The organism is Terasakiella sediminum, from assembly GCF_033100395.1.
GTDB lineage: Bacteria > Pseudomonadota > Alphaproteobacteria > Rhodospirillales > Terasakiellaceae > Terasakiella.
On record NZ_JAWLVJ010000009.1, the window covers coordinates 62,284 to 78,797 of the forward strand.

A 16,514-nucleotide genomic window follows, 5' to 3' on the forward strand; every position below is an offset into this window, starting at 1 on the left:
AGGGATCTGATTGCGGGAAGAAAGATTCCTGCCTGTGCAGGAATGATGGGTGATTTCAGCTTTTAATTAAACAATTTATTAACTGCTTTTTGTTATGAAAAAATCATGATGAAACGAATTGCATTTTTTGGCGCGCTGTTCCTGTCTGCGCAAGCTCAGGCAGCCGGATATGAGTATTTGGGCCCCCATGGGGACTGGGATGTGTTTGCGGATAAAAAAGCAAAGGCGAGCGTGTGTTATATTGCCTCTGCCCCGACCCAAGCCAGCCATGAAAAAAAACGTGGGGAGATCTATGCACTGATCACCCGTCGCAAGGCCGAGGGTTTCAAGGATGTGGTCAGCTTTCATCAGGGCTATCCGTTGAAAGACGGCAAGGATATTGCCGTGTCCGTCGGCAAAGCAAAATTCAATCTGTTTGGATCAGGCGAAACTGCCTGGACCTATGAATCCAAAGATGATGTGCGTTTGGTCAAGATGATGAAGGCAGGCTCCACCCTGCAGGTCAAAGCCACATCGAGACGCGGCACAGATACAAGCGATACCTATTCCCTCAAAGGGATTTCAGCAGCTTACAATGCGATGAAAAAGGCCTGTTCTTAAGCCAGCTGGGTCTTATGGGTGCGGTTGACGATCCGGTTTCGGCCTTGGTTTTTTGCTTCATACATGCGGGTATCCGCGATTTTGATCAGGTCTTCCAGATTTTCTGCTTCATCGACAGAGGCCACACCCATGCTGGCGGTTACCGGATGATTGCAGGCAAAGGTCGCTTCTTTCAGGCCTTTCTGGATTTTGGTCGCCAGTGTGTAGGCCCCCTGATCATTGGTATCGCGACACATGATGATAAATTCTTCACCGCCCCAGCGGGCAACCACATCAATTTGGCGCACCACATTTTCCAGAACGTGGGAGAAGGTCTTTAGAACAGCATCACCAATGTCATGGCCTTGGGTGTCATTGATCTTCTTGAAATGATCAATATCAAGCAGAATAACGGAGAATGTAGACGGTACACGTTTGGTGCGTGCCAATTCAATATTGGCTGAATCCTGCAGGAATTGTCGGTTATAAAGCCCAGTCAGGTTATCGTGTTTTGATTCCAACATAAAACGATCCCGCTGGGCCGCTGCCTCGCGACGTTTGCGTTCTGACAGATAAACCAAAGACAGGCTAAGCGAAATGCTAAGCGGGATGAAGATACCTGCACCTGTAAAGGCAACTCCTTGTAACCATTCAGTTAAATCAACCTGAGATGCAATCAGAAGTACAGCCAGATTGGCAAAGCCGACAATAAACAAGTCAGCTTTGAATCCCGCATTATCAGTACGGCATTGGTCTTCCAACGCCTTAATTTCACGTAGTTTGGCCATGTTCTCACCCACCCATTGGCACAACGATGGCGACGGTGTTTATACATATTTGGATATGCCGTCAACTTTGGAAATATACTAAAGTATATGTACGTAGACAAGAAAATTCAATTTATGCGTGCTAGGTCTCTGATTTAAAAGGAAGAACCGGGTTCACTTAAAAAGGCAACCTCTTCATTTGTACTGGTGCGACCAAGGGTTTCGTTGCGATGGGGGAAGCGACCGAAGCGTTTTATGATCACCTGATGCTTCTTCGCAAAGTCAAGGTAACCCTCATCTCCCATGGACTCGACAAGTTTTATGCAGTCGTTCTGATCCTGCAAATCCTCACTATGTTCCAATGGCAGGTAGAGGAAAAGGCGCGCCCCGATGGGCAGGTTTTTATCAAAGCCTTTATCCAGAACATGCCGGGTGAGGGCGCGGGCCTTTTCATCACTGGCAAAGGCGCGCGCTTTTCCGCGAAACATATTGCGCGGGAATTGGTCGAGCAAAAGGGCAAGGGCGACACAGCCAAGCGGTGTTTCTTTCCAATCGTCCAATTCGCCGGCATCGGCCTTTTCAAAAAGCGGGCTGAATTCGTCTTGAATACGGCGATCAAATTCCGGGTCTTTCACCCACCACTCCTTGCGATGTGTGTTCATTTCACCCGGGGTGCTGCTTGAAAACCAGAATTCGAGAAGGCTTTTGATGTCTTGGTTCATTGAGGGCTCCTTATCTATCTGAAAAATATAAGGTGTTGGATATCGTTTGAAAAGGGTTTGACTTTTTAGGTCATGTGTCCTAATTATTATTTAGGTCAAATGTCCTAGTGTAAGGTGTCTCATGAAACAGAAAACCCGTGATCGCATAGTCGAAGTGGCTGATCAGCATTTCTATCGCGCTGGATTTTCCCAGACGTCCTTTGCCGATATCGCCGACGAACTGGGGATTTCGCGCGGGAATTTCTATCACCACTTCAAAACCAAGGATGAAATTCTTGATGCCGTGATTGAGTATCGCTTGGCAAAAACACAGAAGATGCTGGACGACTGGGAAGCAGATAATCCCGACCCGGTGGACCGTATCAGCTGCTTTATCCGCATTCTGGTGATGAATAAAAGTAAGATCGCCCTTTATGGCTGCCCGGTCGGCACCCTTTCCGGTGAACTCGCCAAACTGGATCATGAATTAAAGGATGAGGCGACCAAAATTTTCACCCTGTTTAGAAACTGGCTTGCCAGACAGTTTGCGGAGGTGGGCCGCAAGGATGCTGCCGATGACCTCGCCATGCATTTGCTCAGTCGTTCTCAGGGGGTTGCCACGTTGGCGAATGCTTTTAACGATCTGGATTTTCTGCATGCAGAAGTCGATCTGATGTTTGAATGGCTGGCTGAACAGCTCAATTGATTTTTGAAAGGTTTCTTTATGTTTATCGTATTTTTGAGATTTGCTGAAAATAAACCCAAGGCTCCACAATTTATGGAAGCCCATAAAGCCTGGATCAAACAGGGATTGGCCGACGGTGTCTTTCTAGTAGTCGGCAGTCTGCAGCCTAATGCAGGCGGGGCCATTGTTGCGAACAATGTGAGCCGTGAGGAGATTGAGCAACGTGTTCAGTTAGACCCGTTTGTTGCAGAAAAAATCGTGATGGCCGAAATTCATGAGATCACGCCCGGTCAGGCTGATGACCGTCTTGATTTCCTGCTGAGTGCTTAAGAGATGACAGTAATGACAGGCCCGGATGGACAGGTTCGTTGCGGTTGGTGCGCACAGGCCTCGGAATTTATCGCGTATCATGATGATGAATGGGGCTATCCGGTCGGTGATGACCGTCGTTTATTTGAAAAGATTTGTCTTGAAAGCTTTCAATCGGGTTTAAGTTGGCGAACGATCTTGAACAAGCGGGAAAATTTTCGTAGCGGCTTTGATCAGTTCGACTTTCACAAGGTGGCGACTTATAGCGCGGCTGATGTGGAACGGCTGATGGTGGATAAAGGTATTGTGCGCAACCGCCGTAAAATCGAAGCCGTCATTAATAACGCCAAACGCGCCATCGAAATGGTAGAAGCCGAAGGATCACTGGCTAGATTTTTCTGGAGCTTTGAGCCGGATGAGGCAACACGCCTCGCACCCCAGACACAAACAACCAGCGACGAAAGCATCGCCTGTTCAAAGGAACTAAAGAAACGCGGCTGGGCCTTTGTCGGGCCGACCACGGTCTTTGCCTTTATGCAATCCATGGGGCTGATCAATGATCATCTAGTGGATTGTGTCTCTCGCAAAAAATCAGATGAGTTGCGCAAAGCCTTTAAAAGACCTTAGAAGCAGGCGTTGACCATCTGTTTAAAAGCATCCGCGCGGTGGCTGATTTCGTGCTTTTCGCTTGGGTCCATTTCCCCAAAGGTGATGTCATAGCCATTGGGCTGGAAAGTTGGATCATAGCCAAAGCCATGTTCGCCGCGCATGGGCCAGACCATCTGTCCATCCACGCGTCCTTCAAAGACTTCTGTGTGACCGTCTGGCCAAGCCAGAGACAGGGCGCAGATGAAGGAGGCAGAACGATCAGCTTTTTGCTCAATCGTGTCGTAATCCGTGATGGCATCCTGAATCTTTTTCATCGCTGCGCCAAAGTCCTTGCGCGGACCAGCCCAGCGGGCGGAATAAATGCCGGGTGCGCCATCCAGAATTTTCACCGCCAGGCCGGAATCATCGGCCATGGCGGGAAAACCGGATGCCTTGGCCGCAGCCAAAGATTTGATCAGAGAGTTGGCGATAAAACTATCCCCATCTTCGACGGGTTCCGGCAAATCAAGCTCGGCAGCTGAAATCACATCCATACCTAACGGGGCGAGAAGGTCGCGGATTTCGCGGACCTTGCCTTCGTTATGGCTGGCGATTACAAGTTTTCCGGCGCTTAATTTGCGGGTCATGTCAGATTTACTCCAATCCAAGGGCGGTGCGTTGTTTCACGGCCAGTTCGTTAATACCTTTCTGGGCCAGATCCAGCAGCTGCATGAATTCATCACGGCTGAACGGATCTTCTTCCGCCGTGCCCTGAATTTCCACAATGCCGCCGTTGCCAGTCAGCACGAAATTCGCATCCGCTTCGGCGTTGCTGTCTTCGTCATAATCAAGGTCCAGCACGGGCTGGCCTTTAAAAATGCCGCAGGAAACAGCAGCAACTTCAGAAGAAAGCGGCATGGTTTCCAGCTTTTCTTCTTCGATCATTTTTTGGAAGGCTGCATACATGGCGACATAAGCACCCGTGATGGAAGCTGTGCGTGTGCCGCCATCAGCTTGCAAAACGTCACAATCTACACGGACCTGAATTTCACCCATGGCTTTCAGGTCACAGACAGCACGCAGGGAACGCCCGATCAGGCGCTGGATTTCCTGTGTGCGCCCGGATTGTTTGCCACTGCTGGCTTCGCGGCGCATACGGTCATGGGTGGAACGTGGCAGCATGCCATATTCTGCGGTTACCCAGCCTTCGCCAGACCCGCGCATCCAGCCCGGGACTTTTTCTTCCACAGTTGCAGTACAAAGAACATGTGTGTCACCAAATTTCACCAGGCAGGAGCCTTCGGCATATTTGGAGAAACCCATTTCAAAGGTGACTTCACGCAGTTGATCGGCCGCGCGCCCTGATGGACGTGTCATCTTATTCCAGGTCTTCTGCGATGATGGAAATATTCAGGTCGAAAGACACTTCGCCTTCGTCTTCGTCACGGTGCAAAACGCCAATGAATTCATCCAGAACATAGACTTCAACCGGGTGTTCCGGCTTCTTTGGTGGCTGAACGCGGATTTTGTCGTTGCCAAAAGTCTTGCGCAGGTGTGCGGTAACTTTCTGAATTTCTTCCATCGTAATCATAATTATATATTCCCATAGGTAATGAAGTTCTGATCGGTTTAACATAGCCTCTTGCGTTGACGCAACGCCCACTTGAGACTAAATTTCTTTCCATGCTTAGTAACTTGAATGACAGATCACGCGATATCTTTGGTCGCATTGTAGATGCCTATATGGAAACAGGCGAACCCGTGGGATCACGCACGGTTTCCAAACTGCTGGAAAATGCGCTTTCGCCTGCTTCTATCCGCAATGTAATGGCAGACCTGGAAGATATGGGCCTGCTTCATTCCCCGCATACCTCTGCCGGGCGCATGCCAACGGAATTGGGTCTTCGCATGTTTATTGATGGCGTCATGGAAATTGGTGATCTGGGGGAACAGGAACGTCAGACCATTGATGCGGAATGTGCTGCCAAGGGCCGCAAGTTTGAAGATGTTATGTCAGAAGCTTCCGGCATGATTTCCGGCCTGTCCGGATGTGCATCGCTGGTTTTTGCCCCCAAGACCGATTCTCCGCTAAAACATATCGAATTTGTGAATTTGTCGCCCGGGCGCACACTTGTGATTATGGTGATGGAAAATGGCGTGGTGGAAAACCGCGTGATTGAAACTCCGCACGATATCCCGCCGAGTGCGTTGGTGCAGGCGAGTAATTATCTGGGGGCTAAGCTTGTGGGGCAAACGGTCACAGGCGGCGTGGATGAAATTACCAAGGAATTACAGACCCATCAGGCACAACTGGATGAGCTGACAAGTCGTGTGGTTGAAGCGGGCCTTGCTGAATGGGCCGGCGGCACGGAAGATTCAGGGTCTTTGATTGTGCGCGGACAAAGTCATCTTCTTGATGATATTTCCGCCATGGGTGACCTTGAACGCATAAAATCTTTATTTGAGGCTTTAGAAACGAAAGAAACCCTGCTAAAGCTTTTGCGCCTTGCGGATGGGGCGGAAGGCGTACAAATATTTATTGGATCGGACAATCCGTTGTTTAACGTGTCGGGCTGTTCGATGGTGGTGGCACCTTTTCATGACCCCCACCAGAAAATTGTCGGCGCAATTGGTGTGATCGGACCTACCCGGATCAACTATGCGCGCATTATTCCGATGGTTGATTACACATCAAAAGTAATTGGCCGTTTAATTGGTTAACAGTATTGAAGAGTAAAGAAATGTCAGGCGAGAATACACAAGCAACACCTGAAGAAAACGAAACAGTTGAACAACAAGCTGCACCAGCTGAAGAAGCACAGGAAGAAGTGACTTTGGAAGCGGACGTTCAGGGCTTTGGTGCGGATGCGCAAATCGAAAAGCTTGAAGCTGATCTGGCTGAGATGAAAAACAAATGGATGCGCGCTGTGGCGGACGAACAAAATGTGCGTCGCCGTTCTGAAAAAGAAAAACAGGATGCGCTGAAATATGGTGTGACAAACTTTGCACGCGAAATGGTCAGTGTGGCTGATAACCTGCGCCGCGCGCTGGAAAGTGCATCAGAAGAACTGAAAGACAGCGACGTTGTTAAAGGCGTTGAAATGACCGAGCGTGAATTGCAAAACGCGTTCAACAAAGCAGGCATCAAACGTGTGGAAGCAGCGGGTCAGCCGTTTGACCACAACCTGCATCAGGCCATGTTTGAAATTGAAGACCCAAGCCAGCCGGCGGGCATGGTTGCCCAAGTCATGCAAGATGGATACGTCATCCACGACCGTCTGCTACGCCCAGCCATGGTTGGTGTCACCAAAGGTGGCCCAAAACAGGAAGCAGCTCCTGCACCAGCGGCTGAAGAAGCCCCTGTTGCGGAAGAAGGCCCTGGTCAGCCTTATGAAGAAGCTGCGAACGAGAATGCGGGTTCTACCATCGATCAGGAAACTTAAGTTTTCCGCACATAGCTGTCTAGCGTGTTCCCCGGCGCAGGCCGGGGGCTTTTTGACAAGGTAACTCTGTCTTGAAAAGGTCCCGGCCTTCGCTGGGACACAGCGGATCATTCTTAACGCTGGTTGATGCGCGCGTTGTAGGAAATTTCTTCGCGGGTTAACTGCAGGCCCACATAGATTTCGTAATCGGACCCATCACGTGACCCATCGGTGACGATGGTCAGGTCAATCGGCTCATCGGTGACTTCGTTCAGGGTCTGGTTGCCCGGGAAGGCAAGGCGCAGCGGGAAGGTGGTCTTTTCCAGAATTTTCTTCTGATTATCCACGATGGCGACGAAATAATTTACATCGGCTTTGCGTGATTGATCCGCCGGGCCACGCTGGGCGGAAATGACCGGGGCAACCTGTGTCAGGATGGAACCTGCGCGGGTATCGTAATCCACATCATACTGGCAGGCGCTCAAGACGTTGGTGATTTTGGCTTCGAACAATACATCAATAATGTCACGTCCGGGGCCGTCTTTGAATTTGGTCAGTTCAGACGCATTTTTCAAAACTGTGATGCGCGGGCAGGGTTCCGGTTTTTCTTCACGCCAGAAATTTAACGAGTCACATGCACTGAGACCGAGACAAAGGATCATCGATGACAGAATGCTTTTGGTGATTTTCATGGGTGACTCCGACGGTTGAAAAATAGCCTGTGCGCGCACCATACCCTGTCAGGCGGGCAGGATCAATCCAAGCGATTGATTACAGCGCCAAATTTTGCAAGCGCACGTGATCGTGCCCACGGATTTTTCAGGTTCTGCACCGTTTTTAACCCCAGATCAAGGGCGCGTTGTGCCTGTTCTTTTTCACCGCTGGCAAAGTGATGATGGGCCAGGTCCCCCAAAATCCAGGCTTTGGAAAACTTGCTTTTAATCGCATTCATGGCAAGTTCGGTTTCTTCACCCAAATCTCCTTTGGTGACAACAAACCCTTTCTGTCTGGCCGCATTGGCAAGGTTCCACAGGCCGCGTGCTTTCAGGCGGCCATCTTTGATCTTGTTCAGGACCACATAGGCCTGATCTGCCTGAATGGATTTGCCGGACTGGCTGGCAATTTCAATCAGGGTTTCTGCGATTTTGGACAGGGTATAGTTTTTGGCAAAGGGCAGTTTGATGGAATTGGCGAGCGTCTGGGCTTCAGCCAAAGCTTCCATGGATTTTTGACGTTCCTGCGCCTGCCAAAGGGATTTGGAAAGATCGGCCAGGATCACACTGCGATAGCGCGGCGCTGAAATACGTTCCAATGTTGAGCGCGCAGCCTGAAAACGTCCATCTTTTAAAAAGGCGCGTACAGAAGACATCAAAACCGGGATGCGGGTTTCGTCATCGGGCAGTTCATCCAAGGCCTTTAACGCCCATTCCGGATAACCCACATTGGCCATGGCGCTGGCGGCTTGTCGCAACAAGGTGACCTTTGATCCGTTGGTGGCAGATTTCCGTGCCTGATCAGAGATTTCATCCAGAAGCTTAAGTGCGCGATCCTTATCCCCAAAAGACAGAATCTCAGCTGCCTGAATTTGCAGGGACAGACGATCTTCCAGTTCTTCAATGCTTTGTGTGCCTGCAAGAATGCGGTTGATCACTTCGATCAATTCCTTCTTTTGGTCGTCATCGCGGTAAATGCGCGCGATTTCAAGCAGAACGGACAGGCGGCGCTGGGCAACCGGGATCAGGCTTAGCCCGGATAAAGCTTCACTGATCTTGCGTTCTTTGGCGTGTGTTTTGGCGATGTTGGTCAGCGCAGCAATGACAAGGCGGCTGTCTTTGATGCGTGCGGCGGTTTCCATGGCGGCTTCTTCCATGCCGGAACTGACTTGCGCAGATAGAATTTCGCCCAACGCCCAGTCGCGTAAATCATCTTCAAAGACCGCGCGGGAACTTTCCACCGCTTCATGAAGTAAACATCGTGATGACGGGGCGGCAAAACATTGGCTGGCATCACGGGTGGGATCGGCCACTTCGGTTTCTTTCTGTTCCAGCAGCTTGCGGGTGCGCGGATCAGACAGAAGCGCCAGACGGGCTTTTTCCTGACGTTCCTTGCGCACAACATCCAACCGTTTGATCAAGGCTCTGACGCGACCAATATTTTCCATATGGGCCAGCAACTCGCTGGTGATCTTGCCAGTTTCTTTTAAATCATGGGTGCGTTGATAGGCTTTGATGGCCTTTTCCAGTTCCGGCGTGCGGATGCCATCTTTCTTGCCTTTATAAAGCCCCTGTTGACTAAGCAGTTCCTGCGCCTGTTCCACCGGGTTTTGCAGCTTGAACAGCTCCGGTTTCGCGCTTGGTTTGTCAAGCCCGGACGGTTTGGCAGCCAGTGCATTTGTGCCAATGCTGCAGCAAAGAAGGATCAGGATCAGAAGTTTCATAAAAAAAAGTCTAACATGTTGCTTTACTCTTTGTCTTTGATTTCTATATTGGGATTCATGACAAAAGATTTAACCATATTGTTGGCGGGCCCCCGTGGCTTTTGTGCTGGCGTTGACCGTGCGATTCATATTGTGGAACGCGCGCTGGAGAAATTTGGCAAACCCGTTTATGTGCGCCATGAAATCGTTCACAACAAATTCGTCGTCGATAGTCTGCGCGATAAAGGCGCGATCTTTGTGGATGAACTGGACGAAGTGCCCGACAATGTCCCGGTTATTTTTTCCGCCCACGGGGTGCCGAAATCGGTACCCGCCGAAGCCGATCGTCGTGAATTAACCTATGTGGATGCCACCTGTCCACTGGTCAGTAAAGTACACCGCGCCGCAGAACGTCATTTTGATCGCGATCATCCGGTTGTCCTGATCGGTCATGAAGGCCACCCGGAAGTCATCGGTACCATGGGGCAATTGCCTGAAGATGCAGTGACATTGGTTGAAAATGTCGATCAGGCCAAAACGGTTGAACTGCCAACGGACATTCCATTGGGGCTGGTGACACAAACTACCTTGTCTGTGGATGATACCCAGGGCGTGATCACGGTTTTGAAAGAACGGTATCCAAATCTGGAATTGCCAAAGAAAGAAGATATCTGTTACGCCACCACCAACCGCCAGACAGCCGTTAAGCTGATTGCAGAAAAAGCTGACATGGTGATGGTGCTGGGCGCGCCGAATTCTTCCAATTCTAAACGACTGGTGGAAGTTGCGCGTCTGAATGGCTGTCCGAAATCCATGCTGGTGCAGCGCGCTCATGAAATCAATTTTGATGAATTGAACGATGTGGACACATTGGGCATCACCGCCGGGGCCTCTGCCCCTGAAGTTTTGGTGGAAGAAGTTGTGGCAGCATGCCGTGAACGCTATAACGTGACAGTGCGTTTTGAAACCTTCACCGAAGAAGATGTCATCTTCAAGCTGCCTGCAAGTCTGAGTGCGTAAAGAGTTATGGCTGTTTATACTGAAGTCAGTGACGTTGAACTGACCCAATTTGTGGATCGTTTTTCCATCGGTACCCTAATGTCTTACAAAGGTATCGCCGAAGGGGTGGAAAATTCCAACTATATCATTCAGACCGATCAGGGACCGTTCATCCTGACGCTCTATGAAAAACGGGTGAATGAAGATGATCTGCCGTTCTTTCTTGATCTGCTGGAACATCTGAGTGCGCGTGGCATCACATGTCCGACCCCATTGAAGGATGAACAGGGGCAGGCCTTGGGCACACTTGCGGGCCGACCCGCCGCGATCTTTACCTTCCTTGCAGGGATGTGGCCGCGCAAGATCAAGCCGGTTCATTGTGCAGAATTGGGTCGCGCCTTGGCTGAATTGCATGTGGCGGGGCGTGACTTTCCGACCAAACGCGCCAATGATCTGTCTGTCATGGATTGGCGTCCGCTTTTGCAGCAATGTCTGGAACATGCCGATAATGTACAGGTGGGTTTGGGCGATAAACTGTTGGCAGAACTGGATTATCTGGAACCACGCTGGCCTATCGGTCTGCCCAAGGGGATCATCCATGCCGATGCCTTCCCCGATAATGTGTTTTTCCGGGGTGAAGAATGCAGCGGTCTGATCGATTTTTATTTCGCCTGCCATGATATCTTTGCGTATGACCTGGCCATCTGCATGAATGCCTGGTGTTTTGAAAAAGACGGGGACTTTAATGTCACCAAGGCAAAGTTGCTGCTGTCCCATTATCGAAAGGTACGCGATTTTAGCGCGGAAGAGGTGGAAGCCCTGCCCCTGATCGCACGCGGAGCTGCACTGCGTTTTTTGCTGACGCGGCTTTATGACTGGGTCAACACGCCAAAGGATGCGCTGGTGAAACCGAAAGATCCGATGGAATACTATAAAATCTTGAAATTCCACCAGGCGGTTCGTTCGGCTGGCGCTTATGGGCTGAAATAATGAGCAGTGAAAATATCGTTGAAATGTACACTGATGGGGCCTGCAGCGGAAACCCCGGGCCCGGTGGCTGGGGTGTTCTGATGCGCTGGAATGGGGTGGAACGTGAATTCTGTGGTGGCGAAGAAGTCACCACTAATAACCGTATGGAGCTTTCAGCCGCCATTCAGGGACTGTTAAAACTGAAACGTCCGGTCAAGGTCGCGATCTATACTGATAGTACGTACGTTAAAGACGGCATCACCAAATGGATTTTTAACTGGAAGAAAAACGGCTGGAAAACGGCTGCGAAAAAACCAGTTAAAAATGCGGACCTCTGGCAGCAGTTAGACGAAGCGATCGCTATCCATGAGGTGGAATGGAACTGGGTCAAAGGTCATGCGGGCCATGAAGAAAATGAACGCGCAGATGCTTTGGCGCGCGAAGGCGTGGAAAAGATCAAAAATTCTTTGGTTTTGTGATTAATCAATAATATTGCGTTGGATGGCATCCAGCAAAATCTGGCAGCTGACGGGTTTGCTTAGAAACTCATTCATGCCTGCTTCCATGGCTTCATCGCGCACACTGTCCAGCACATTGGCCGTGACGGCGATGATGGGGATGGCGCGTTTGGTGCTGGAAAGGGCACGGATCTGGCGGGTGGCTTCGATGCCATCCATTTCCGGCATGTGCAAATCCATCAGCACACAGAGGTAATCTTCTTCTTCCACAGCATGAAGGGCATCTCGGCCATTTTCGACCTGATGTAAATCATATCCGCCGGAAACCACCATGGCTTCGATGATTTTGCGGTTGATGATATTGTCTTCGGCAAGGAGGATAGGCAACAATTAATTCTTTCCAATGTAATGATGATCTAAAAAGCCTATCGCGAAACGTGATAAAATGCACGGTATGATTTAACGGTTACCCATAGTTGAATGTGAAAAAGGCTCCGGTGAGGAAGCCTTTTTCTGCGGCAAGGTCCTGTTTTTCTAGTCCGTTGCCTTTTTTTCAATATTGTAACCACCAAGTATATATGTGGGTGCGAATTTGAATGTTCAACCCCTGGCTTTGGAAATTGCGTCCAAAACGTCCTCTTCATTCAGTAATTCGGGCAAAACGATTCCCTCTGGTGCGCCGGGGCCATAGACCGCATTGAACGGAATGGCGAATTTTTTGAAGCTTGCAAGATAGTTTGCAATTTCATCATCAGGGTTGGTCCAGTCTGCTTTCATGGCGGTAACCTTATCGGATTTGAGGACGTCATAAGGTTCACCCTGATGCAGGACCAGCTTTTTATTGACCTGACAGGTGATGCACCAGTCCGCCGTCACATCCACAAAGACGATTTGACCGTTCTCCACTAATGTACTGATTTGGGTGGTGTCGAACTTGGTCCAGAGCTTTTCGGCTTCTGCATCCGCGATCTGATCTTTCTGTGCAAAGACAGGAACCGTGAAAGCCGCAGCAAAAAGGACAAGCACGATAGGCGTGGTCAGGGCTTTCAGCTGCCGCTTCAAGGCCAGGGCGATGATCATAACGACCAGCACGCCTGCTACGCCAATCGCAGCGTTCACTCCAATTTGTGCCATCAGGACGGTGAGAAGCCAAATTGCCGTCGCAATCAGGGCAAGGGCCAGTATTTTGCGCAAGGTTACCATCCAGTTGCCCGGTTTGGGCAGGCGGGTGGCAAAACCGGGGAAGAGTGCGATCAGAATGTATGGCAGTGCAAGCCCGACGCCCAAGGCAGTAAAGACCATCAGGATTTCAGCTGATCCTTGGGACAGCGCAAAACCTACGGCGGTGCCGAGGAATGGGGCGGAACAGGGGGTCGCCAGGATAGTGGCAAAGGCCCCGGTCAGGAAATGTCCACCCAGCCCTTTGGATTCAGAGCGTGCCCCCAAACTGGACATCCAGCCCGGGAGGTTGATCTCAAAGAAGCCCCACATGTTGCAGGCAAACAGAATAACGATCAGGGCAAGCGCGATCAGGAACAAGGGCTGCTGGAACTGAATACCCCAGCCAATGGTCGCCCCGGTGGTTTTCATGGCGATTAAGGCCCCAGCCAGAACGAGGAAGGAAAAGAGAATGCCAGCGGCTGATGCAAGGAAGCTTAAACGCACGGTCATCGGGTTCGCCCCGCCATGGCTGACAAGCCCCAGAACTTTTAAGGAGAGAACAGGTAATACACAGGGCATCAGGTTCAGGATCAAACCGCCAAGGACGGCGAGACCAAGGATGGTGGCAAGCGGCAGGTCAGGGGCAGCATTTTCACCGATGATGCGAAAACCTTTCAGGGCGGGCAGGGGACCGTCCTGTGTGGTGACTTTGGTTTTCAGTTCCACCGCGCGCATGCCATCCATGAAAGTCAGGGTGAAATCCTGATCCGTCACCGGGCCTTCCATGAAGTGCAGACCATCCAGCGGTACATCAATCAGCGCAGATTTCTTATCTTCTGACAGGGCAAGGGTGGGTTTGAAAAAGGCTAATTCAATCGGGCCTTCCATCAGCGCGTCCGGATTGGACAGTTCCCAGTCGGTTGCGACGTTCAGGCGCAAGGTGCCGTTTTTCTTGTCATCTTTGATGTAGAGGGTTGGCGCAGACAAGGTGATGGTTTCACCAATATCGCTGCGCGGGACCTGACTGTTATATTTATTGATCAGTTGCGCATTGTCACTGGCATCCGCCGGACCCGCAGGCAGGGCCATGGCAAGATCAACTTCGACGGGGATACAGATATCATCACAGGTCAGAAAGCGCACATGGGCATCTAGATCCAAGGGCAGGCTAGGGTCCGTTACGTTCACGCGTACCGGATAGACCACTTCATCCTTATAACCCAAGGTCGCTAGCCCCAAGACCTCAAACCGTTCCGGACGCGGCCAATGCATCTGGGCATCCATCAGGTTGGCACTGTTTTTCCAGTCCACTTCAGGGGGGTATCCGGCATCACCGGGGCTGCGCCAATAGACTTTCCATCCTTTTTCCATCTTGAAATGCAGGCCAAGCAACAGGTCATTGCCGCTGCCCAGGTTTGTGGCACTGGAAATCAATCGGACCTGTGTTTTATCAATGCCTTGCCAATCACTTGATTGGGCAAGGGCCGTTCCTGCCCAGATCAGGGCCATGGAAAGAAGGATCAAAAAACGTTTCATAATCAGCGTAAATAGTCTTAAAATATGTCAGAATTACGGACAGGACTTGCACTTCGTCCCAATGAAGCATATGTGATAGATATGAATGAAAACAATACCATATGCACAGATTTGACAGGGCAATTGCTGGTTGCAATGCCGAACATGTCTGATCCCCGTTTTGCAAAGACGGTGATTTACATCTGTTCCCACTCTGAAGAAGGGGCGATGGGGCTGGTGGTGAACCGCCTTGTGCAGTCTTTGACTTTCCCGGATTTGCTTAATCAACTGGATATCGAAACCTTTGGCATGGAAGATCAAATCCGCGTGCATCTGGGCGGTCCGGTGGATGAAGAACGCGGCTTTGTTTTGCATAGTCCGGACTATATGAAAGACAGCACGGTTGTGGTCGGCAGTAAATATGCCCTGACGGCAACGGTGGATATCTTGCGTGATATGGCAAGTGGACTGGGTCCGAACCAGAGCATGCTCGCCCTTGGTTATGCCGGGTGGGGGCCGGGGCAGCTGGATCAGGAAATCCTTGAAAATGGATGGCTGAACGTGCCGCCCAATGACGAGATCGTCTATGATGACGTGCTGGAAACCAAGTGGGAACGCGCTCTTGGTCAGCTGGGTATTGATCCGCGTTTGTTGTTAGACGAAGCAGGTCACGCTTAAACTTATTCTTTCCAATATTCTTCCGCAGCAATGGCATCGGCAACGCGCACGGTGCCTTTGATGCGTTTGTCGCTGAGATGCTGCATCATCCAGGCATCGGCATGTTTGGCCGGGATCGTGTGCGGGGCCGGATAGCCAATCGCGCCAGCATCATTCAAGAAACCTGCGCGGGGGTAATAATCGGGCGGGCCGAGCACGAAAACCACATCCACACCCCAGCTTTTTAAAATCTTCAGCCCTTCTTTCATCAGACGCTGGCCCGTCCCCTTGTAATGAACCTCCGGCACGACGGCAAGCGGGGCAAGAAGGTAAGCAGACAGGTTATCAACATAAGCCTTGGTGAAGAGAATGTGACCGATGGGCGTATCTTCATTATCACAAGCAATGAGGGAGAGGACGGGCTGTGCTGTCTTATCGTCTAGCAGATTTGCCACCAGTTCGGCTTCGTCTTCTTCGTTAAAGGCGCGGCGCTGGATATCAAGGATATCTTTCAGATCGTCTGGGGTTGTGGGGCGGATCAATTTTCTATCTCTTTCTGTGAGGCCAAATGCTGATCAAAATAATCCAGAAAATCTTGATCCAGTCGAGACTTTTTAGAAATCATTAGCGAAAATTTCGGGCTTCTAGCCGACGGACGGGGCAGAACGGTGAGAGCTTTTTCCAAATCCAGCTCTTTGATGTATTTGCGCAATACAGGTTCAGCATGAATGATGGATTGAACCCGCCCGGCGCGTAACAGCAGCAGGCATTCCTTGATGGTCGGGGCGGTATAAACCTGGACGGGTTTGTCTTTGTAAAAATAATCTGCCCAGCCGTTTCCTAACACGTCGCAGAAAAGCTGGTCTTTATATTGGCTCAGATCATCTGCATCTTTGAAGGATTTTACTTTGAGATCAAAACTGCGTACCACCGGGACGAAGGGCAGGATGAATACCTTGGCTTCTGAGGCGCTACTGTATTGCAGGCGTTTAGGAGTGACGGTGGTGACAAAAGCATCCACACTGCCGCGTTCCACCAGTTTCTGTGCGCGCCCCCAGGGTGATGGAATGTGGGTGACCTTCATGCCCATTTGCTGAGCGAGGATTTCGTCCATTCGATCTGGTAACAGGCCTTTGATCTCCCCGCCTTCTTCATAGGAAATTGGCGCCCACTGATTGGCGTAAACGACAGAGATCTCCGTTCCGCCATAGGGTTGGTCAGCCTGTGCGGGATTTACAAAGCCGAGGAAAAACAACGTCAGGGTGGAGACAATATATTTCATCCTTCT

Annotated in this window: 21 protein-coding genes; 10 read left to right on the forward strand and 11 right to left on the reverse strand. The window is 50.6% G+C overall.

Annotated elements, in window-relative coordinates; all coding sequences use genetic code 11:
- Positions 1 to 105 precede the first annotated feature (105 nt).
- Complete coding sequence (locus tag RYZ26_RS08795) at positions 106 to 600, forward strand: invasion associated locus B family protein (RefSeq protein WP_317682821.1); 495 nt, start codon at positions 106 to 108, stop codon at positions 598 to 600.
- Here the strand turns inward: RYZ26_RS08795 and RYZ26_RS08800 are convergent.
- Both RYZ26_RS08800 and RYZ26_RS08805 read right to left on the reverse strand, forming a co-directional pair.
- Entirely contained in the window at positions 597 to 1,367 is a 771-nt protein-coding gene (locus RYZ26_RS08800; RefSeq protein ID WP_317682822.1) for a GGDEF domain-containing protein, read from the reverse strand. The two genes, RYZ26_RS08795 and RYZ26_RS08800, sit on opposite strands and share 4 nt — an antisense overlap.
- Positions 1,368 to 1,501: 134 nt before the next feature.
- Positions 1,502 to 2,068: a DUF924 family protein gene (locus tag RYZ26_RS08805; protein WP_317682823.1), complete on the reverse strand. Its 567-nt coding sequence runs from the start codon at positions 2,066 to 2,068 to the stop codon at positions 1,502 to 1,504.
- Positions 2,069 to 2,189: 121 nt separating this feature from the next.
- On the opposite strand from RYZ26_RS08805, the gene RYZ26_RS08810 reads away from it, so the two are divergent.
- From RYZ26_RS08810 to RYZ26_RS08820, 3 genes are read left to right on the forward strand one after another with little or no spacing between them, the layout of a single operon-like run.
- Positions 2,190 to 2,753: a TetR/AcrR family transcriptional regulator gene (locus tag RYZ26_RS08810; protein ID WP_317682824.1), complete on the forward strand. Its 564-nt coding sequence runs from the start codon at positions 2,190 to 2,192 to the stop codon at positions 2,751 to 2,753.
- An 18-nt stretch (positions 2,754 to 2,771) separates the two neighbouring features.
- The gene (locus RYZ26_RS08815; protein WP_317682825.1) at positions 2,772 to 3,062 is read left to right on the forward strand and encodes a YciI family protein; all 291 of its coding nucleotides are present in this window, start codon (positions 2,772 to 2,774) and stop codon (positions 3,060 to 3,062) included.
- A 3-nt stretch (positions 3,063 to 3,065) separates the two neighbouring features.
- Positions 3,066 to 3,668 (forward strand): DNA-3-methyladenine glycosylase I, encoded by a 603-nt coding sequence (locus tag RYZ26_RS08820; protein ID WP_317682826.1) that lies wholly within the window; start codon positions 3,066 to 3,068, stop codon positions 3,666 to 3,668.
- On the opposite strand, the gene rdgB is transcribed toward RYZ26_RS08820, so the two are convergent.
- Genes rdgB through RYZ26_RS08835 form a run of 3 tightly spaced genes read right to left on the reverse strand, consistent with a single transcriptional unit; the run spans position 3,665 to position 5,220 of the window.
- Complete coding sequence (gene rdgB / locus RYZ26_RS08825) at positions 3,665 to 4,276, reverse strand: RdgB/HAM1 family non-canonical purine NTP pyrophosphatase (RefSeq protein WP_317682827.1); 612 nt, start codon at positions 4,274 to 4,276, stop codon at positions 3,665 to 3,667. The two genes, RYZ26_RS08820 and rdgB, sit on opposite strands and share 4 nt — an antisense overlap.
- 7 nt (positions 4,277 to 4,283) lie before the next feature.
- Positions 4,284 to 5,006: a ribonuclease PH gene (gene rph, locus RYZ26_RS08830; RefSeq protein ID WP_317682828.1), complete on the reverse strand. Its 723-nt coding sequence runs from the start codon at positions 5,004 to 5,006 to the stop codon at positions 4,284 to 4,286.
- 1 nt (position 5,007) lies between these two features.
- Complete coding sequence (locus RYZ26_RS08835) at positions 5,008 to 5,220, reverse strand: DUF3126 family protein (RefSeq protein WP_317682829.1); 213 nt, start codon at positions 5,218 to 5,220, stop codon at positions 5,008 to 5,010.
- 92 nt (positions 5,221 to 5,312) lie between these two features.
- Between RYZ26_RS08835 and hrcA the strand changes: the two genes are divergently transcribed.
- Both hrcA and grpE read left to right on the forward strand, forming a co-directional pair.
- Positions 5,313 to 6,350: a heat-inducible transcriptional repressor HrcA gene (gene hrcA, locus RYZ26_RS08840; RefSeq protein ID WP_317682830.1), complete on the forward strand. Its 1,038-nt coding sequence runs from the start codon at positions 5,313 to 5,315 to the stop codon at positions 6,348 to 6,350.
- 20 nt (positions 6,351 to 6,370) lie between these two features.
- Positions 6,371 to 7,072 carry a nucleotide exchange factor GrpE gene (gene grpE / locus RYZ26_RS08845; protein ID WP_317682831.1) on the forward strand — a complete coding sequence of 234 codons (702 nt, stop codon included), beginning with the start codon at positions 6,371 to 6,373 and terminating at the stop codon, positions 7,070 to 7,072.
- 113 nt (positions 7,073 to 7,185) lie between these two features.
- Here the strand turns inward: grpE and RYZ26_RS08850 are convergent, their stop codons facing one another.
- Entirely contained in the window at positions 7,186 to 7,743 is a 558-nt protein-coding gene (locus tag RYZ26_RS08850; protein WP_317682832.1) for a hypothetical protein, read from the reverse strand.
- A gap of 62 nt (positions 7,744 to 7,805) precedes the next feature.
- Positions 7,806 to 9,488 carry a peptidoglycan-binding domain-containing protein gene (locus RYZ26_RS08855; protein ID WP_317682833.1) on the reverse strand — a complete coding sequence of 561 codons (1,683 nt, stop codon included), beginning with the start codon at positions 9,486 to 9,488 and terminating at the stop codon, positions 7,806 to 7,808.
- A gap of 57 nt (positions 9,489 to 9,545) precedes the next feature.
- On the opposite strand from RYZ26_RS08855, the gene ispH reads away from it, so the two are divergent.
- From ispH to rnhA, 3 genes are read left to right on the forward strand one after another with little or no spacing between them, the layout of a single operon-like run.
- Positions 9,546 to 10,487: a 4-hydroxy-3-methylbut-2-enyl diphosphate reductase gene (ispH, locus tag RYZ26_RS08860; RefSeq protein WP_317682834.1), complete on the forward strand. Its 942-nt coding sequence runs from the start codon at positions 9,546 to 9,548 to the stop codon at positions 10,485 to 10,487.
- A 6-nt stretch (positions 10,488 to 10,493) separates the two neighbouring features.
- On the forward strand, positions 10,494 to 11,456 hold the full coding sequence (locus RYZ26_RS08865) for a homoserine kinase (protein ID WP_317682835.1): 963 nt from the start codon (positions 10,494 to 10,496) through the stop codon (positions 11,454 to 11,456).
- Positions 11,456 to 11,914, forward strand: a complete 459-nt coding sequence (rnhA, locus tag RYZ26_RS08870; RefSeq protein ID WP_317682836.1) for a ribonuclease HI — start codon at positions 11,456 to 11,458, stop codon at positions 11,912 to 11,914. Before RYZ26_RS08865 ends, rnhA begins: the two co-directional genes overlap by 1 nt.
- Here the strand turns inward: rnhA and RYZ26_RS08875 are convergent, their stop codons facing one another.
- Positions 11,915 to 12,283: a response regulator gene (locus tag RYZ26_RS08875; protein WP_317682837.1), complete on the reverse strand. Its 369-nt coding sequence runs from the start codon at positions 12,281 to 12,283 to the stop codon at positions 11,915 to 11,917. It lies immediately after the preceding gene.
- A 210-nt stretch (positions 12,284 to 12,493) separates the two neighbouring features.
- Positions 12,494 to 14,590, reverse strand: coding sequence for a protein-disulfide reductase DsbD family protein (locus RYZ26_RS08880; protein WP_317682838.1), 2,097 nt, complete (start codon positions 14,588 to 14,590; stop codon positions 12,494 to 12,496).
- Between the two features lie 81 nt (positions 14,591 to 14,671).
- Here RYZ26_RS08880 and RYZ26_RS08885 point away from each other — a divergent pair, with 81 nt between their 5' ends.
- Positions 14,672 to 15,247 carry a YqgE/AlgH family protein gene (locus RYZ26_RS08885; protein ID WP_317682840.1) on the forward strand — a complete coding sequence of 192 codons (576 nt, stop codon included), beginning with the start codon at positions 14,672 to 14,674 and terminating at the stop codon, positions 15,245 to 15,247.
- 2 nt (positions 15,248 to 15,249) lie between these two features.
- Here the strand turns inward: RYZ26_RS08885 and RYZ26_RS08890 are convergent, their stop codons facing one another.
- Together RYZ26_RS08890 and RYZ26_RS08895 are read right to left on the reverse strand one after the other, a co-directional pair.
- Positions 15,250 to 15,768, reverse strand: a complete 519-nt coding sequence (locus tag RYZ26_RS08890) for a GNAT family N-acetyltransferase (protein ID WP_317682841.1) — start codon at positions 15,766 to 15,768, stop codon at positions 15,250 to 15,252.
- Entirely contained in the window at positions 15,765 to 16,508 is a 744-nt protein-coding gene (locus RYZ26_RS08895) for a substrate-binding periplasmic protein (RefSeq protein WP_317682842.1), read from the reverse strand. The genes RYZ26_RS08890 and RYZ26_RS08895 overlap by 4 nt, the downstream gene beginning before the upstream one ends.
- Between the last annotated feature and the right edge of the window lie 6 nt (positions 16,509 to 16,514).

What these genes read in the sequence shown, in the direction of transcription:
- RYZ26_RS08795 (WP_317682821.1), top strand. Translation starts at nt 106, where the DNA reads ATGATGAAACGAATTGCATTTTTTGGCGCGCTGTTCCTGTCTGCGCAA.
- RYZ26_RS08800 (WP_317682822.1), bottom strand. Translation starts at nt 1,367, where the DNA reads ATGGCCAAACTACGTGAAATTAAGGCGTTGGAAGACCAATGCCGTACT.
- RYZ26_RS08805 (WP_317682823.1), bottom strand. Translation starts at nt 2,068, where the DNA reads ATGAACCAAGACATCAAAAGCCTTCTCGAATTCTGGTTTTCAAGCAGC.
- RYZ26_RS08810 (WP_317682824.1), top strand. Translation starts at nt 2,190, where the DNA reads ATGAAACAGAAAACCCGTGATCGCATAGTCGAAGTGGCTGATCAGCAT.
- RYZ26_RS08815 (WP_317682825.1), top strand. Translation starts at nt 2,772, where the DNA reads ATGTTTATCGTATTTTTGAGATTTGCTGAAAATAAACCCAAGGCTCCA.
- RYZ26_RS08820 (WP_317682826.1), top strand. Translation starts at nt 3,066, where the DNA reads ATGACAGTAATGACAGGCCCGGATGGACAGGTTCGTTGCGGTTGGTGC.
- rdgB (WP_317682827.1), bottom strand. Translation starts at nt 4,276, where the DNA reads ATGACCCGCAAATTAAGCGCCGGAAAACTTGTAATCGCCAGCCATAAC.
- rph (WP_317682828.1), bottom strand. Translation starts at nt 5,006, where the DNA reads ATGACACGTCCATCAGGGCGCGCGGCCGATCAACTGCGTGAAGTCACC.
- RYZ26_RS08835 (WP_317682829.1), bottom strand. Translation starts at nt 5,220, where the DNA reads ATGATTACGATGGAAGAAATTCAGAAAGTTACCGCACACCTGCGCAAG.
- hrcA (WP_317682830.1), top strand. Translation starts at nt 5,313, where the DNA reads ATGCTTAGTAACTTGAATGACAGATCACGCGATATCTTTGGTCGCATT.
- grpE (WP_317682831.1), top strand. Translation starts at nt 6,371, where the DNA reads ATGTCAGGCGAGAATACACAAGCAACACCTGAAGAAAACGAAACAGTT.
- RYZ26_RS08850 (WP_317682832.1), bottom strand. Translation starts at nt 7,743, where the DNA reads ATGAAAATCACCAAAAGCATTCTGTCATCGATGATCCTTTGTCTCGGT.
- RYZ26_RS08855 (WP_317682833.1), bottom strand. Translation starts at nt 9,488, where the DNA reads ATGAAACTTCTGATCCTGATCCTTCTTTGCTGCAGCATTGGCACAAAT.
- ispH (WP_317682834.1), top strand. Translation starts at nt 9,546, where the DNA reads ATGACAAAAGATTTAACCATATTGTTGGCGGGCCCCCGTGGCTTTTGT.
- RYZ26_RS08865 (WP_317682835.1), top strand. Translation starts at nt 10,494, where the DNA reads ATGGCTGTTTATACTGAAGTCAGTGACGTTGAACTGACCCAATTTGTG.
- rnhA (WP_317682836.1), top strand. Translation starts at nt 11,456, where the DNA reads ATGAGCAGTGAAAATATCGTTGAAATGTACACTGATGGGGCCTGCAGC.
- RYZ26_RS08880 (WP_317682838.1), bottom strand. Translation starts at nt 14,590, where the DNA reads ATGAAACGTTTTTTGATCCTTCTTTCCATGGCCCTGATCTGGGCAGGA.
- RYZ26_RS08885 (WP_317682840.1), top strand. Translation starts at nt 14,672, where the DNA reads ATGAATGAAAACAATACCATATGCACAGATTTGACAGGGCAATTGCTG.
- RYZ26_RS08895 (WP_317682842.1), bottom strand. Translation starts at nt 16,508, where the DNA reads ATGAAATATATTGTCTCCACCCTGACGTTGTTTTTCCTCGGCTTTGTA.